The sequence below is a fragment of the Rhodococcus opacus genome (assembly GCF_012396235.1).
GTDB lineage: Bacteria > Actinomycetota > Actinomycetes > Mycobacteriales > Mycobacteriaceae > Rhodococcus_F > Rhodococcus_F opacus.
On record NZ_JAAXPA010000035.1, the window covers coordinates 18,341 to 31,644 of the forward strand.

14 protein-coding genes are annotated in these 13,304 nt (G+C 67.0%); 10 read left to right on the plus strand and 4 right to left on the minus strand.

Annotation, left to right across the window (positions count from 1 at the left end):
* Positions 1-14: 14 nt before the first annotated feature.
* Entirely contained in the window at positions 15-944 is a 930-nt protein-coding gene (locus HGB39_RS32690) for a D-isomer specific 2-hydroxyacid dehydrogenase family protein (protein ID WP_005567637.1), read from the plus strand.
* Here the strand turns inward: HGB39_RS32690 and nac are convergent.
* Positions 938-1,855: a nitrogen assimilation transcriptional regulator NAC gene (gene nac / locus HGB39_RS32695; RefSeq protein WP_005250035.1), complete on the minus strand. Its 918-nt coding sequence runs from the start codon at positions 1,853-1,855 to the stop codon at positions 938-940. The two genes, HGB39_RS32690 and nac, sit on opposite strands and share 7 nt — an antisense overlap.
* A 269-nt stretch (positions 1,856-2,124) precedes the next feature.
* Between nac and HGB39_RS32700 the strand changes: the two genes are divergently transcribed.
* The 8 genes from HGB39_RS32700 (at position 2,125) to HGB39_RS32735 (ending at position 10,007) form a co-directional block, all read left to right on the plus strand.
* Entirely contained in the window at positions 2,125-2,943 is an 819-nt protein-coding gene (locus HGB39_RS32700) for a LamB/YcsF family protein (RefSeq protein WP_005567635.1), read from the plus strand.
* A complete protein-coding gene (locus HGB39_RS32705) occupies positions 2,931-3,653 on the plus strand; it encodes a 5-oxoprolinase subunit B family protein (RefSeq protein WP_005567632.1) in 723 nt (240 codons plus the stop codon). Before HGB39_RS32700 ends, HGB39_RS32705 begins: the two co-directional genes overlap by 13 nt.
* On the plus strand, positions 3,646-4,689 hold the full coding sequence (locus HGB39_RS32710) for a 5-oxoprolinase subunit C family protein (protein WP_005567630.1): 1,044 nt from the start codon (positions 3,646-3,648) through the stop codon (positions 4,687-4,689). The genes HGB39_RS32705 and HGB39_RS32710 overlap by 8 nt, the downstream gene beginning before the upstream one ends.
* Positions 4,686-6,035: an MFS transporter gene (locus HGB39_RS32715; RefSeq protein WP_005250039.1), complete on the plus strand. Its 1,350-nt coding sequence runs from the start codon at positions 4,686-4,688 to the stop codon at positions 6,033-6,035. The genes HGB39_RS32710 and HGB39_RS32715 overlap by 4 nt, the downstream gene beginning before the upstream one ends.
* An 89-nt stretch (positions 6,036-6,124) precedes the next feature.
* Positions 6,125-6,892 carry an SDR family oxidoreductase gene (locus HGB39_RS32720; RefSeq protein ID WP_005567627.1) on the plus strand — a complete coding sequence of 256 codons (768 nt, stop codon included), beginning with the start codon at positions 6,125-6,127 and terminating at the stop codon, positions 6,890-6,892.
* The gene (locus HGB39_RS32725; protein ID WP_005567624.1) at positions 6,889-7,953 is read left to right on the plus strand and encodes an L-idonate 5-dehydrogenase; all 1,065 of its coding nucleotides are present in this window, start codon (positions 6,889-6,891) and stop codon (positions 7,951-7,953) included. The genes HGB39_RS32720 and HGB39_RS32725 overlap by 4 nt, the downstream gene beginning before the upstream one ends.
* 139 nt (positions 7,954-8,092) lie before the next feature.
* A complete protein-coding gene (locus tag HGB39_RS32730; RefSeq protein ID WP_005567621.1) occupies positions 8,093-9,301 on the plus strand; it encodes an aspartate transaminase in 1,209 nt (402 codons plus the stop codon).
* A gap of 34 nt (positions 9,302-9,335) precedes the next feature.
* The gene (locus tag HGB39_RS32735; RefSeq protein ID WP_005567619.1) at positions 9,336-10,007 is read left to right on the plus strand and encodes a 4-carboxy-4-hydroxy-2-oxoadipate aldolase/oxaloacetate decarboxylase; all 672 of its coding nucleotides are present in this window, start codon (positions 9,336-9,338) and stop codon (positions 10,005-10,007) included.
* Between the two features lie 53 nt (positions 10,008-10,060).
* Here HGB39_RS32735 and HGB39_RS32740 read toward each other — a convergent pair whose 3' ends face one another.
* The 3 genes from HGB39_RS32740 to HGB39_RS32750 form a co-directional block, all read right to left on the minus strand.
* Complete coding sequence (locus HGB39_RS32740; protein WP_005567618.1) at positions 10,061-10,243, minus strand: hypothetical protein; 183 nt, start codon at positions 10,241-10,243, stop codon at positions 10,061-10,063.
* 333 nt (positions 10,244-10,576) lie between these two features.
* The gene (locus tag HGB39_RS32745) at positions 10,577-11,758 is read right to left on the minus strand and encodes a zinc-dependent alcohol dehydrogenase (protein WP_005567617.1); all 1,182 of its coding nucleotides are present in this window, start codon (positions 11,756-11,758) and stop codon (positions 10,577-10,579) included.
* Between the two features lie 83 nt (positions 11,759-11,841).
* Positions 11,842-12,138, minus strand: a complete 297-nt coding sequence (locus HGB39_RS32750) for a putative quinol monooxygenase (protein WP_005261488.1) — start codon at positions 12,136-12,138, stop codon at positions 11,842-11,844.
* Positions 12,139-12,243: 105 nt separating this feature from the next.
* On the opposite strand from HGB39_RS32750, the gene HGB39_RS32755 reads away from it, so the two are divergent.
* Positions 12,244-13,254: a GlxA family transcriptional regulator gene (locus tag HGB39_RS32755; protein WP_005567616.1), complete on the plus strand. Its 1,011-nt coding sequence runs from the start codon at positions 12,244-12,246 to the stop codon at positions 13,252-13,254.
* Positions 13,255-13,304 lie beyond the last annotated feature (50 nt).

Consider the following 13,304-nt stretch of genomic DNA (forward strand, 5'->3'; position numbering starts at 1 on the left):
CGACTCGAAAGACCATGATGCAGAACACCGCAACGCCCCGAATTCACCTCGGACCGAACCCTGACACCGCCCTGATGCGCGGGATCGAGCGGGGCGGAGGAATACTCGCCCCGCTCGACGACGCCGAAGCCGTGGTGTGGGCGCAGGGCCCCGACACGTTCCCGGCGCAGTTGCCGGATTCGGTGCGCTGGGTGCAACTCCCCTCGGCGGGTGTGGAGCCGTGGATCTCCGCGGGGATCGTCGACACCGAGCGGACGTGGACGTCCGCGGCCGGCGCCTACGCCGGTAACGTCGCGGAACACGGAGTCCTGCTGCTCCTGGCCGGGGTCCGTGCCCTCCCCGAGCAGGTGCGCGCGACCTCCTGGCGCAAGGCCGAATTCGACCCGCAGGTGGGCACGCTGCGCGGGGCGACGGTCGCCATCGTCGGGTGCGGGGGCATCGGTCGCGCGATGATCCCGCTGCTCGACGCGTTCGGGGCGCAGGTGCTCGCCGTGACCCGTTCGGGAACCCCGGTCCCGGGTGCAGTCGAGACGCTGCCGTCCGATCGTGCGTCGGAAGTCTGGTCCAGAGCAGATCATTTCGTCATCGCCGCACCGGCGACGGCGGCGACCGCGCAGATCGTCGACAAGGACGCGCTCGCGCAGATGAAATCGACGGCGTGGATCGTCAACGTGGCGCGCGGCTCCCTCGTCGACACCGCGGGGCTCGTCGACGCACTGCGGGCCGGGTCGATCGGCGGGGCCGCACTCGACGTCACCGACCCCGAACCCCTTCCCGACGGACACCCGCTCTGGACCCTGCCGAACGCCATCATCACCCCGCACGTCGCGAATCCGGCGACCGGTCTGACGCGGCTGCTTGCCGATCACGTCGCGACCAACGTCGAACGCTTCGCTGCCGGAGCGCCTTTGATGGCGCCGATCGACCCGAGCCGGGGCTACTGAAGGCCTCGGTCGGCTTCCGAACTGGTCCGGATGTAGTTGGCGACGACACTGCGCAACACCTCGCGTACCGCCTCGGCAGGTCCCGAGAGCGGCTGATTGGCAGGTGTTCCGAGGGAGACCTGGACTTCGATGGTCGGTTCGATGCGGCGGAGTTCCAGGTTCTCCACATTCATGATGCGGCGTGCCACGGAGAACGGTAATACAGTCGCGCCCAGACCGTTCCGGACCGCCTGCGCCATCAGGGTTACCGATTCCACCTCGCCGACCACTCGCGCGTGCTCGAAGGCGTGTTCGTAGGCCTGCTCCACCACTTTGCGGATGGTGTGCATCGGGCCCGGCAGCAGCAGCGGCAGGTCGACGAGGTCCTTGATGGCGACGGCCGTCCCGGTGTCGCCGGGCAGACCGGTGCCTGCCGGGGCGACGACCATCAGCTCCTCGGTGAGAAGACGCTCGAAGTTGACGCCCTTGATCGGCCCGGCGTCGTAGAGCAGCGCCATGTCCATGCGGCCGGTCATCATGGCCTCGCTCAGCACACCGCCGAAGTTCTCGTTGATGTGCAGAAGGATGCTGGGGTACCGCGACCGCACCGCGGTGAGCAGCGGTAACGCGATGGAACTCACCGTACTGTAGGGCGCGAGCCCGACGGAGACACCGCCCGCCAGTTCTCGACCGACGACGCTCACCTCGGCTTGCGCGCTCTCCACCTGCCGCAGGATCACCTGTGCGTGCCGGTACAGCGCGCGCCCCGCATCGGTGGGTTCCACGCCCTGCTTGCTGCGGATCAGCAGCTGCTGACCGAAGTGCGTCTCCAGTGCCGTCATCTGCTGGCTCAGTGCCGGCTGGGCGATGTGCAGAATGTCGGCCGCCCGCGTGATGCTTCCGGCGTCGACGATGCGGACGAATGAGAACAAGCGTCGGGTATCCACGAGCGATCTGCCTTTCTGACGATGCGGCGACGCAAGCACGCCGCGGTTTCGACAAGGTTGCCGGGCGGAAACACCGCCGTAGCCAAATGCGAGGCGCTGTTCTTCCCTTTTGCATCGCCGCTGTTCAAACACCATAGACGTTCGTTATCGCCTCACGTAAAACAGGTATTAACCGCCCGAACCGGATCCTGCGTAGCGTCCGTTTACATCGAAAGTTCACAGGAACTGCACCAGCGGTTCCACTGCAGGTCCCCATGGGAGGCACCGTGACTGTCAAGATCGATCTCGTCGCCGACCTCGGCGAGAGCTTCGGCGCATGGACGATGGGCGACGACGACGCTCTGCTCGACGTGCTGACGTCCGCCAACGTCGCGTGCGGATTCCATGCCGGTGACCCCAGGACCATGGACGCGACGGTCCGAGGATGCGTCGCCCGCGGAATCGGCATCGGCGCGCACCCCAGCTTTCCCGACCTGGCAGGCTTCGGCCGGCGCGCGATGGACCTCACCGCAGACGAGGTACGCACGGACGTTCTGTACCAACTCGGCGCGCTGCATGCCTTCGCGACATCACACGGCACGACGCTCTCGCACATCGCACCGCACGGTCGGTTGGGAAACCTCGTCGCGACGCGCGCGGACTACGCACGTGCCGTCGTCGACGCGGTGGAAGCGTTCGACCCGAGGCTGATCGTGCTCGCCCAGGACGGTGAACTCGCCGACCACGCCCGTGAGCGGGGGGTTCGCGTCGCGATCGTCGCCATCGTCGACCGCGCGTACCGCTCGGACGGCACCCTGGTGCCGCGATCCGAACCCGGTTCCGTGATTCACGACCAGGACACTCTGGTGGCGCGCACCGTGCAGATGGTGACGGAGGGTGTCGTCGAGGCCGTCGACGGCACCCGCATCCCGATCGAGGCCGACACGGTGCTGCTGCACGGTGACGGCGCCGACGCCGTACGCAACGCGCGAGCGATCCGGGAGGCGCTCCTGCGTGCGGGCGTTGTCATCGCCCCGGTGACCGAGGTCCTCGCAGGCAAGGAAGAGAAGGAGTCCGCGTCGTGTCCGGCGTGACGTGCATCCGGCCGCACCGGGAGTTCGTCCTCTCGGATTGTGGAGACTCCGCGGTACGTCTGACGTCGCTGTCCGCGGATGCCGAGGAGCGCTGGCATGTGGTCCACACGGTTGCCGCCGCGCTCGACGCACGCGGCGACGAGGTCGCGGTCACCGGCATCATCCCCACGTACGACGCATTGTTGGTCGAATTCGATTGTGGTGCAACCACCCACGACGCCATCCGTGCACACGTCGAACGGCTGATCGAGCTCCCCGCGGATGCCGCGGCGCGCGGCCCGCGGCAGTTCGAGATCCCCGTCGTCTACGGGGGAGAATTCGGCCCCGACCTCGACGAGGTTGCAGCACACCTCGAACTCTCACCCGCCGAGGTGATCCGACTGCACGGCGCAGGCCCACTGACCATGCGCTGCTTCGGTTCCCCAGGTGGCGCCCCGATGCTGGACGGCCCCGCCTTCCCGCGGCCCGTCCCACGCCGCACGATTCCGCGGCCGCACGTGCCGGCCGGCGCGGTCGCTGTCGCGGGCAGGCAGGCCGTCGTGTCCGCGCGTCCCGCGCCGGGAGGCTGGCCGGTGATCGGTCGAACACCGCTGACCATCGTCGATCCGGCGACGGACCCACTGTCCGACTTCCGGCCCGGCGACACGTTCCTCTTCGTTCCGATCACCGCCGCCGAGTGGTCGACGTACGAGGGGGTCCGTCATGGCTGAATCGATCACCGTCACGACACCCGGCCTGACCTCGATCCAGGACCTCGGCCGGCTCCGAGCATCCCGATTCGGCCAGATGACCGGCGGCGCCTCGGACCAGTACAGCGCCGACGTGGCGAACGCACTGGTCGGAAGCCCGCGTACGGCACCCCTGCTCGAGTTGGTCGCCATGGACTTCGGCGCCGTCGCGAGCATCGACCTGCTCGTCGCCGTGACCGGAGCGCCGGCGGAGGTGCAGGTCGGGGGTGTCACCCGCCCACAGTGGGAGCCGTTCGTGTGGACCGCAGGTGAAGAACTCACCGTCCGCGGAATCCGCGACGGGCTCAGGGTCTACCTCGCCGTGCACGGAACGATCGACGCGCCCTACCTGCTCGGTAGTTGCGCCCCCGACTCGGTTCTCGGTTTCGGCCGGCAACTGACGGTCGGCGAGTCCGTCGCCATCGACGTCGACGGACCGCCGATCGACCACCCGCACTTCCGGATGCCGCTGTTCCGGCTCGGCGCCCGGCCCGCGGCCTTCACCGGATGCTGGACCATCGACGTGACGGATGGTCCCGACGTCCACGAATTCGGCTCGACCTCCGCCCGATTGTTCGACACCCCCTTCGTCATCGGCGGCAACTCGAACCACATCGGTCTCCGCCTCACGCCGACCGATCCGGGCAGCCCCGTCCCTCGGCGGGACCGGTCGACGGAGGTGCTCTCCCGCGGCGTGCCGATCGGCGCGGTCGAGGTTCCCGCCGGCGACGAGATCCTCGTTCTGCATCGCGGACGAGGGGTGACCGCCGGATACCCGGTGCTCGCGGTCGTGACCGCCACCGCTCTGTCCCAGCTCGGCCAGGCACGCCCCGGCCAGGAGGTCCGGTTCAGGAAGGTGACCGTCCCCGACGCCGTGGACGCGTACCGGTCACAACGACGCTCGATCGATCTCCTCCGCTCACGTGTGGCGAACGCGTTCGCCAGTCTTCGGATCCCCCTTCACACAGAAACGACATCCGCCCAGCACAGCTCGGTACCCCAGATGGAGTCAGCATGACCAACGCGATCTCACCCGACACGGCCGGGCACACGTCCGAACACGAGGTGCAACCCCGCCAGCTACGCAAAGTCGTTCTCGCAGGCTGCGTGGGCATCTTCGTCGAGCTCTACGACAACGGCATCTTCGCCTTCATGGCGACCGCCCTGGCCATCGTCTTCTTCGACGTCTCCAAGTCGAGTGACGCGCTGATGCTCGTCTTCGCCGGTTACGCGATCTCGTTCTTCGTGCGACCTCTCGGTGCAGTCGTCTGCGGCATCCTGGGCGACCGGATCGGCAGGCAGAAGATGCTCGTCTTCGTCATCATGCTGATCAGCGTCGCCACCGCGGGAATCGGCATTCTCCCGACCTACGCCGCGATCGGCGTCGCCGCACCCGCGTTGTTGATCCTCCTGCGCATCCTGCAGGGATTCTCCGTGGGCGGTGAGGCGGCGGGCGCCATGACCTTCCTCGCCGAGCACTCGCCGGAGGGCAAGCGCGGACTCATCACCAGCTACGCACAGATCGCGTCCTTCCTGGCCCTGCTCACCGGCACGCTCGTGGCGTTCGCGATGTCACCGTGGCTCAACGAGGCCGCGATCAACGGCGGCGGACCGGCCAGCTGGGCCTGGCGTGTGCCGTTCCTCGTCGCCATCCCGATGGGCATCATCGGCTGGTACATCCGCCGGGCCATCAGCGACACCCCGAACTTCGAGAAGCTCAAGGCCGAAGGCGGACTGTCCCGCAACCCGCTGAAGGAAGCGTTCGCGACCCCCGAGCACCGCAAGGCGATGCTGCTCGCGCTGTTCATCCCGCTGATGAACGGCTCCGGCTACTACGTGCTGTTCTCTTACATGCCGACGTTCCTCAAGGGCGACAACATCGGTTTCTCGACCGGCACCGCCCTGCTCGTGACCGCGGCGAGCCTCGTGGCGATCTGCATCGCCATTCCGTTCATGGGTGCTCTCTCCGACCGCGTCGGCCGCAAGAAGGTCATCGCCGGCGCGGCGATCGCCATGGCCATCGGCGCCATCCCCTGTTACGCCCTGATCGCGACCGGCAACTTCGTGCTCGCAGTGGTCGGCGCATGCATCATGGCGGTGATCTTCGCCGGTCACACCGCCGTCATCCACATCCTCATCGTCGAGCTCTTCCCCACCCGGGTGCGGTACTCGGCGTACGGGCTGGGCTACAACATCTCCTCCGCGGTCTTCGGCGGCACGGCGCCCCTGCTCATGACCTGGCTGATTCCTCAGTTCGGAATCTACGTTCCCGCGGTCTATGCCGTCGTCACCGCGGTGGGCACCCTCATCGCCGTCAGCACCATCACCGACCGGGCGCACGTGCCTCTCCGCGACACGCTCTGACGGATCCAGACTCGGCCCGGTGGTCTCCTGACCACTCGAAGACCACCGGGCTGTACCAACTTTCACCACCAGCAAGGCAAGGGAGCGTTATGCCATTCAACGACTACCGGACGGCACTGGTCACCGGCGCCAACACCGGAATGGGTGCCGCGGTCACCGAGATCCTGACCAAGCGCGGACTGACCGTCTACGGTGTGGCCCGCAACAAGGAACGGCTCGACGAGGTCGCGGACAAGACGGGAATGATCCCGCTCGCCGTCGACATCACGGACATCGACGCACTGAGCGCCGCCGTCGAGGGGCTCGAGATCGACGTGCTGATCAACAACGCGGGAGTGTCGGCCACCGGCAACATCCTGGACGCCTCCGCGGATTCGGTCGACGCCATGGTGGACGTCAATCTCCGTGCGGTGCTGCACCTGTGCCGGCTGCTGATGCCGGGAATGGTCGAGCGGGACCTCGGCCACATCGTCAACATCAGCTCCATCGCCGGCCTGTACAACTTCTACGGCCACACCGCCTACCACGCCACGAAGGCTGCGGTGCACCAGATCTCGCGACAGCTGCGAAACGACACCATCGGCAAGCGCATCCGCGTGACGGAGATCTGCCCGGGCAGAGTCGAAACCGAGATCTTCGGACGCAACCTGGGCGGGTCGCCGGAGGCGATGAAGGAGGCGTGGGAGACGTACTACGAAGGCTTCGAATCCATCACGACCAAGGACATCGCCGACACCATCGAGTTCGCGATCGACGCCCCGGGCCACGTCAATCTCGGCCTGATCGAAATCATGCCCACGTTCCAGGTACCGGGTGGACTCGACTTCATCCGGCGCAACGATCGAGACCCGCGGTGAACACTGCACAGCGCGAGTTCGGCGCCCCGCTTCCGGCCGAAACCCTCGGGGTGGTGGCGCACGCCGCGGGAGACCTGCGCATCGAATCGGTGCCGCTGCGCCGGCCCGAGCCGTCCGAGACCGTCGTCGAGATCGCCTACGGCGGGATCTGCGGATCCGACCTGCACTACTGGACGCACGGGGCGGCGGGTGAGTCGATTCTGAAGGCACCGATGCTGCTGGGCCACGAAGTGGTGGGAACGGTGGTGCAGGCCGCGGCGGACGGCGGCGGCCCCGCAGCGGGTGAACGAGTCGCCGTGCACCCCGCCACCCCCGGCGGTCGCGGCGCCAGGTTCCCCGCGGACCGCCCGAACCTCTCACCGGGATGCACGTACCTCGGCAGTGCGGCGCAATTCCCCCACACCGAAGGGGCATTCGCGAAGTACGCAGTTCTGCCCTCGCGCATGCTGCGGCCGCTGCCGCCGGACCTTCCACTGCGCACCGCTGCCGTCGCAGAACCCACCGCCGTCGCGTGGCATGCCGTGGCCCGCGCCGGCGACGTGTCGGGGAAGAGCGCACTCGTCGTGGGATGCGGACCCATCGGCGCCCTCGTGGTGGCGGTCCTGCGCCGAGCCGGTGCGCGCGAGATCACCGCAGTCGACGTGCACGAGTATCCCCTCACTGTTGCACGGGCGCTCGGCGCGGACCGGACCCTCGACGCCACCGACTCCGAGAGCATCGCGGCCGTCGACGCCGATGTCGTCGTCGAATGCTCCGGTAACCGCTTCGGGCTCGAATCGGCCATTCGCGGCGCGACGCGCGGCGGCCGAGTCGTCATGCTCGGACTGCTCCCCACCGGTCTTCAGCCCGCGCCGCTCTCGCTCGTCATCACGCGGGAACTCGAACTCGTCGGTTCCTTCCGATTCAACGACGAGATCGATTCGGTGCTCGCCGCTCTGGCGGACGGCAGCCTGAACGTCGAACCGGTGATCAGTCACGAGTTCGGCATCGAGGACGGCCTCGAGGCCTTCGCCGTCGCGAAGGACGCGTCCACGTCCGCGAAGGTGTTGCTGGCGTTCTGATTCCAGCCATGTCGAACGGCTATCACCCGACAAGTAATCGGTCTTGTACAGGCGTGATGTGCCCCCGATAGCCTGGGTGTGAAGGTACCGCCCGACTTCCCGGCTTCTTTCGTTCCCACGCCCTCTACCAGGAGGAACAATGTCCACCTTCGTCCCTGCAGCACGAGTCGACCAGATGCGTGAGTCGCCGAGTGTGGCAGCTGCGCAACGGGTTCGCGAGCTTCGAGCGTCGGGGCGGGAGATCCTCGACCTGACGGTCGGAGAGCCCGATTTCGACACGCCGGACCACATCAAGGCGGCAGCCGTCGCAGCGATGGAATCCGGTCTCACCAAGTACACCCCCGTCAACGGTATTCCCGCACTGCGGGAAGCGATCTCGAAGCGGATGCTCGCCCGGACCGGGGTCGAGTTCGCGGACAACGAGATCACCGTCGGCGGAGGTGCCAAGCAGGTCATCTTCCTGGCGCTGATGGCGACGGTGGAGGAGGGCACCGAGGTGATCGTGCCCGCGCCCTACTGGGTGTCGTACCCCGACATGGTGACCGTCCACGGCGGAACACCCGTCGTCGTCGACTGCCCGGAATCCGACCGGTTCCTGCTCACCGCGGAGAAGCTCGCCGCCGCCATCACTCCCGCGACGAAATGGGTGATCCTCAACGCCCCGTCGAATCCGACGGGTTCGGTGTACAGCGAGCAGGAACTGGCGGACCTGGCAGCTGTCCTTGACCGTAACCCGCACGTGAACGTCCTCTGCGACGAGATCTACGACGAGATCGTCTTCACCGACTCACCCCTTCCGAACCTGTTGTCGGCCGCGCCGCACCTCCGCGATCGGATCCTGGTGACCAACGGTGTGTCGAAGGCCTACGCGATGACCGGCTGGCGTCTGGGGTACGGCGTCGGGAACAAGGGCCTGATCGCAGCGATCAACAAGCTGCAGTCGCAGAGTTCCTCCTGCCCGTCGTCGATCAGTCAGGCCGCCGCTGCCGAGGCGCTCACCGGCGATCAGAGTTTCGTCACCACGTCCGTCGCGAGCTACCGCGCACGGCGGGATGTCGTCTTCGAATTGTTCTCCCGCATCGAGGGTCTGGAACCCATACTGCCGCAGGGCGCGTTCTACCTGTTCGTCGGATGCTCCGGCCTCGTGGGCAAGCGGACTCCCGACGGCACGCTGCTCGAGAACGATCAGGACGTGGTGCTCTTCCTCCTCGACCACGCGTCGGTGGCCACCATTCAGGGCTCCGCGTACGGCGCCCAGGCGTATTTCCGCGTCTCGTTCGCCACGTCCGAGGACGTTCTGCGGAATGCGGTCGCCGCGGTCGAGAAGGCCGTCGCGTCGCTCAGCTGATCCCACCCGCTCTTACCCGACCAACGGAGACATCATGGTTCACGTCACTACCAAGATCGACCGCGCCGACAAGGCCGCGATCGACCGACTGGGCGCCTTCTCGGCCGCCACCATCCACGAAGCCCAGGGGCGCAAGGGTGCACTGGATTCGGGGATCAAGCCCATCGACCGCGACATGTCGTTCTGCGGAACGGCCTTCACGGTCGTCTGCCATCCGCGCGACAACATCATGCTCCAGGTCGCCATCAGCTACGCGCAACCCGGCGACGTGCTCATCGTGTCCTCCGGCGACCAGCCTGCAGGCCAGTTCGGCGACGTGCTGGCCAACGCGTGCGTGGCCCGAGGCATCAGCGCACTGGTCACGGACGGCGGAGTGCGGGACAGTCGGGAGATCCGCGAACTCGGGTTTCCCGTCTTCTCCAAGCACGTGTGCATCGAGGGAACGGTGAAGGAATCCCTCGGTCCCGTCAACCAGCCGTTGGTGTTCGGCGGCCAGATCATCTATCCCGGCGACGTGATCAAGGGTGACTGCGACGGAGTGGTGGTGGTCCGGCGCGACGAGGTCCAGTTCGCCATCGACGCCTCCCGTGAGCGCGACGCCGCCGAGGCAGCCTACATCGAGCGGTACAAGAAGGGTGAAACCCCGATCCAGGTCAGCAATCTCGCCCAGGTGCTCGAAGCGAAGGGCCTCACCGTCGACCAGTGAGCCGGCCACTGCCTGCCGCAGCGGTCCATCGGCGTTCCGTGACGAAGGTGCGGTTATGCCGTGGACACCTGCTCGGAGGGTTCTCGGCGGAGGTGATGGTCTTCCTCTCCGGGGGTGTCCGAGCCTCCGGTCAGCTCGTCGAGGAGGATGTATCCCCCGTAGCCGAGCCCGGCGACGGCGAGGACAGCGGCGTACAGCCGGTCGAGCATCAGTTTCTCCGTATCGTCTGCGGACACCCCCGAGTCGGCCAAGTATGCCCCCGGACGCGCCGGTCCGGGTACTACCCGACCGGACGGTTCGAAGACTCTCCTTGACACCTCACTGGGGCTGGGTCGTACGCAAGACCTGCGACAGCTGGTCGCTGAATATCAGGTTTCCTCGCTTATGAGTGTGAGGGGCATCGCTAAAAGGAGCAATCCGCTCTGCGCCGGCGTGATGCGGATTTCTCCGGCATCCGTGCTGGTCAGCGGGATTATCACGGAGAGGTCTATCCGGTTTGCGCAAAACGGCGGCGGTGGCCGGGCCACCCGTCACGGGATCCCGGCCATCGCCGCCTGCGTCTTCGTCGTTCAGGGTTTGAGCTGGATCTTCACCGCCCCGTCCTGCTTCTTCTGGAAGATCTCGTAGGCGTGGGGTGCCTGTTCGAGGGGGAGTTCGTGAGTGGCGAAGGTGTCGACGCCGAGCGGGTCGTCGTCGCCGAGGAGCGGCATGATGTCGTCGACCCACTTCTTGATGTTGGCCTGGCCCATGCGCACCTGAATCTGCTTGTCGAACAAGGTGAGCATGGGAATCGGGTCGGCCATGCCGCCGTAGACGCCGATGATGGAGAGGGTGCCTCCGCGGCGGACGATGTCGATCGCCGAGTACAGCGCACCGAGACGGTCGACACCGGCCTTCTGCATGAGCGGCGCCGCGACCGCATCGGGCAGGTACCCGACGATCTGCTGGGCGAGTTTGCCGATCGGTGAACCGTGCGCCTCCATGCCGACCGCGTCGATCACCGAGTCGGTGCCGCGACCGTCGGTCGCGTCGCGGATGACGTCGGCGAGATCGCCGCCGTGCTCGTCCAGGTCCAGGGTTTCGATGCCCCGGGCCTTGGCGCGAGCCAGGCGTTCGGGGACGTTGTCGACCGCGATGACCCGGGCGCCCTTGTGGTGGGCGATGCGCGCCGCCATGTCTCCGATCGGTCCGAGGCCGAGCACCGTGACCGACCCGCCCTCGGGGATCGCGGCGTATTCGACCGACTGCCACGCCGTCGGCAGCACATCGGACAGGTAGACGAAACGGGAATCCGGCGGGCCCTCGGGGACTTTGATGTGGGTGAACTGGGCTTGAGGAACACGCAGGTACTCGGCTTGTCCTCCCGGCACCTCGCCGTAGAGCTTGGAGAAGCCGAACAATGCCGCTCCCATGCCCTGCTCGCGAACCTGCGTCGTTTCACACTGCGTGTACAGCTGCATGTTGCACATGAAGCAGTCGCCGCACGAGATCTGGAACGGGATCACCACTCGGTCGCCGACCTTCAGGTCGCCCGCCTCCGTCCCGACCTCTTCGACGATCCCCATCGGTTCGTGGCCGAGAATGTCACCTTCTCCCATGAACGGGCCGAGAGTTTCGTACAGGTGCAGATCGGAGCCGCAGATGTTCGTTGTCGTGACCTTGATGATGGCGTCGGTCGGGTGTTCGATCTTCGGGTCGGCGACGGTGTCGACGCTGACTTTTCGTTTGCCTTGCCACGTGACTGCTCGCACTGGGAACCACACCTCTCGTCGGTCGATGTCCGTGTTCGGGTGCCCGACGGGGGATGGAGGCAAACCGTGCGACGGGGGCGTCCCTACTTGACGGCGATGACGTCGACGGGACGAATGTCGGGATCCGTGGCGAGCAGTTCGGGCCCGACCTTGCCGAGTGCCTGGGGGATGGCTCCGGTCAGGTGCGCCTGCCGGCCTTCCTCGTTCTCGAATGTGTCGAAGATGCCGTACGTCGTGTCGCTGACCTTGAACGCGTACCAGGTGACGGTGCCCTGTTCTTCCGCCGCCAGGGCGCGCCCCTGCTCGAGGAACGCGGCCAGTTCTTCGCCCTTGCCCGGCTTGGCCTCGAGCAGTGCCAGTATTCCTCTGTCGATCGTCATGATGTCTCCTCCTCGGTCGATGTACGACTTCGTTCAACTCCGACGCTATGGGCGTCGAGCGGCACGCGGGGCGGCGGAAGCGCCACCTTTGTTACCGTTTCCGTCATGAGTGTCGCGGTGCTCGCCGTGGACGGCATGTTCGATTCGGGTCTGAGCGTCATGCTCGACGTCCTGGCGACGGCCGATGCCCTGCGTGACGACGCGGAGGCGGGCGACCAGGCATTCACCGTCATCCCCGTCGCGGTCGGACCGACGGTCCGCACCGGTCACGGACTCGTGCTGGCCACCACCCCGCTGACGGAGATCACCGTGCCGCCCGATGTCCTCGTCATGCCCGCCGTGGGGGTGAAGACGCCGGATCGGATCGTCGACGTGGTGCGTGGGCATCCCGCCCTCGACTGGGTCGCGGCGGGTCGCGGTTCCGGCGCCGCCCTCGCCGCGGCGTGCAGTGGCACGTTCTTCCTCGCCGAGGCAGGGGTGCTCGACGGATTGACCGCGACGACGAGTTGGTGGCTCGGGCCGGCGTTCCGAGCCCGCTATGCCCGCGTCGACCTCGACGAGCGGCGCACCCTCATCCACGACGACCGGGTGACGACGGCCGGGGCGGCGTTCGCGCACATCGATCTCGCGCTGGCGATCGTCCAGCAGCACAGCCCGGCGCTGGCAGATCTCGTCGCGCGGTACCTTCTGATCGGCGACCGGCCCTCGCAGGCGATCTTCGCGGTGCCGTCCCTGCTCGCCACCGCCGATCCGACGATGACCGCCTTCGAACGGTGGATTCGCGATCACCTCGCGGAACCGTTGCCGATCAACTCGGTCGCGCACGCGATCGGGGTGAGTGAACGAACGCTGCAACGCACCACCGCCTCAGTGCTGGGCATGTCGCCGGTGGAGTTCGTTCAGGAGATCCGACTCGACCAGGCGATATTCCTCCTACGCACGACGCAGCAGAGCGTCGACACGATCGCGTCCGCTGTGGGCTACCAGAACTCGGCCACACTGCGCGCGTTGATTCGCCGTCGGCGTCACACGAGCACAACCGAGATCCGCCGTGGAAACGCGTTATTCGGCCCCGGACACCGGCGGGGCGGACGGGGAGCGCGGACCGGCCGATAGTTCGCACTGGCGCCGGACGGACTCGGGCGGGACGATCGAGGGTGACGAAC

Excerpts from the sequence above, each read along its gene's own strand:
- HGB39_RS32690 (WP_005567637.1), top strand. The coding sequence starts at position 15 with ATGATGCAGAACACCGCAACGCCCCGAATTCACCTCGGACCGAACCCT.
- HGB39_RS32700 (WP_005567635.1), top strand. The coding sequence starts at position 2,125 with ATGGGAGGCACCGTGACTGTCAAGATCGATCTCGTCGCCGACCTCGGC.
- HGB39_RS32710 (WP_005567630.1), top strand. The coding sequence starts at position 3,646 with ATGGCTGAATCGATCACCGTCACGACACCCGGCCTGACCTCGATCCAG.
- HGB39_RS32715 (WP_005250039.1), top strand. The coding sequence starts at position 4,686 with ATGACCAACGCGATCTCACCCGACACGGCCGGGCACACGTCCGAACAC.
- HGB39_RS32720 (WP_005567627.1), top strand. The coding sequence starts at position 6,125 with ATGCCATTCAACGACTACCGGACGGCACTGGTCACCGGCGCCAACACC.
- HGB39_RS32730 (WP_005567621.1), top strand. The coding sequence starts at position 8,093 with ATGTCCACCTTCGTCCCTGCAGCACGAGTCGACCAGATGCGTGAGTCG.
- HGB39_RS32735 (WP_005567619.1), top strand. The coding sequence starts at position 9,336 with ATGGTTCACGTCACTACCAAGATCGACCGCGCCGACAAGGCCGCGATC.
- HGB39_RS32750 (WP_005261488.1), bottom strand. The coding sequence starts at position 12,138 with ATGACGATCGACAGAGGAATACTGGCACTGCTCGAGGCCAAGCCGGGC.
- HGB39_RS32755 (WP_005567616.1), top strand. The coding sequence starts at position 12,244 with ATGAGTGTCGCGGTGCTCGCCGTGGACGGCATGTTCGATTCGGGTCTG.